The sequence below is a fragment of the Chimaeribacter arupi genome (assembly GCF_002858805.1).
GTDB classification, from domain to species: Bacteria; Pseudomonadota; Gammaproteobacteria; order Enterobacterales; family Enterobacteriaceae; genus Chimaeribacter; species Chimaeribacter arupi.
The window spans coordinates 1-1,600 of sequence record NZ_PJZI01000080.1 but is presented as its reverse complement, the minus strand read 5'-3'; the positions used below and the strand labels follow the sequence as shown (position 1 = coordinate 1,600).

General features: G+C 57.2%; 1 protein-coding gene. It reads right to left on the bottom strand.

What is annotated here, in order from left to right; all coding sequences use genetic code 11:
• Nucleotides 1-1,600: hypothetical protein (locus tag CYR52_RS22745; RefSeq protein ID WP_206605027.1), on the bottom strand; the 1,600-nt coding region annotated here is incomplete at both ends.

Sequence of the window (1,600 nt, the reverse complement as noted above, 5' to 3'; positions counted from 1 at the left end):
CATGGCCTTTGTCCATCGGCTCAATCAGGCCTTTCGCCTTCGATGCAATATCGAGATGGATAGTGCCTGCGCTTGCCCCTTCCGGACCACGGATTTCCACGCCCTGGCCTTCACCGGTGGCGATAGGCTTCGGCTGCACGCCATGGCCTTTGTCCATCGGCTCAATCAGACCTTTCGCTTTCGATGCAATATCGAGATGGATAGTGCCTGCGCTTGCCGCTTCCGGCCCGCGGATTTCCGCACCCTGACCTTCACCGGTGGCGATAGGCTTCGGCTGCACGCCGCCACCGTTTTCACCTGGGGCTACTTTCGTAGTCACAGCCGCCGTGTTGCGTACCGCACCTTTCACTAGGTTGCTTTGGGCACCCGAGTTTTCAGCTGAGGTTACCGTCGTTTTAGGCTCGGCATCGGTCGCAGTTGCCGCCGGCATCTTACGCACTGAGCCTTTAACCAGTTTAGGTTGGCCTTCATACGCCGTACCGTTGTTGGTATTCCCATCACGCGGTGTGGCGTTGTCTTGCACGTTGTTGGTGCCAGACCCTGGGGTCAGTACCACCGGTGCCGGTTCTTCAACTCCCCAGCTCTTACCGTCATACTGGCTCGGATCACCGTTCAGGCCGGTGGTTTCAGCGATATTCTTCGCGGTGCCGTCCGGATCGTGAACAACTTTGCCCTGGCCTTCGTATGCAGTGCCGTTACTGGTATTCCCATCACGCGGCGTGGCATTGTCCTGCACGTTGTTGGTGTTGGACCCTGGAGTCAGCACCACCGGCTCAGGCGTTTTCACATCCCAGTGCTTACCGTCGTACTGGCTTGGATCACCGTTCAGACCGGTCGTCTCAGAGATATTTTTCGCCGTGCCGTTTGGATCGTGAATAATCTTGCCCTGGCCTTCGTATGCAGTGCCGTTACTGGTATTCCCATCACGCGGCGTGGCATTGTCCTGCACGTTGTTGGTGTTGGACCCTGGAGTCAGCACCACCGGCTCAGGCGTTTTCACATCCCAGTGCTTACCGTCGTACTGGCTTGGATCACCGTTCAGACCGGTCGTCTCAGAGATATTTTTCGCCGTGCCGTTTGGATCGTGAATAATCTTGCCCTGGCCTTCGTATTCGGTACCGTTATTGGTATTCCCGTCACGCGGCGTGTCATGATCCTTGATGTTGTTGGTGTTAGACCCTGGGGTCAGAATCACCGGATCAGGCGTTTTCACATCCCAATGCTTGCCGTTATATTGGCTCGGATCAGCAGCAGGGGTGCTGTCTGCCGGTTTAATATCCGCCACACGCGGAATGGTAGAACCCGACCTCGGTACGCCCTCATACGGGGTGCCGTTGTTGGTATTACCGTCGCGCGGCGGCTCAATCCATTCCGTTTTACCGGTGGCTGACCCTGGGGTGAGGATGACGCGATCCGGCATCTTCACTTCCCAATGCTTACCGTTATATTCGCCAGGACGGCCCGGTTTAGCAGGATCGATCGTTTCGTCACCATCCGTTCCATCCGGCTTCGGCTGGTTATCATCCGGCTTCGGCTGGTTATCGTCCGGCTTCGGCTGGTTATCGTCCGGCTTCGGCTGGTTATCGTCCGGCTTCGGCTG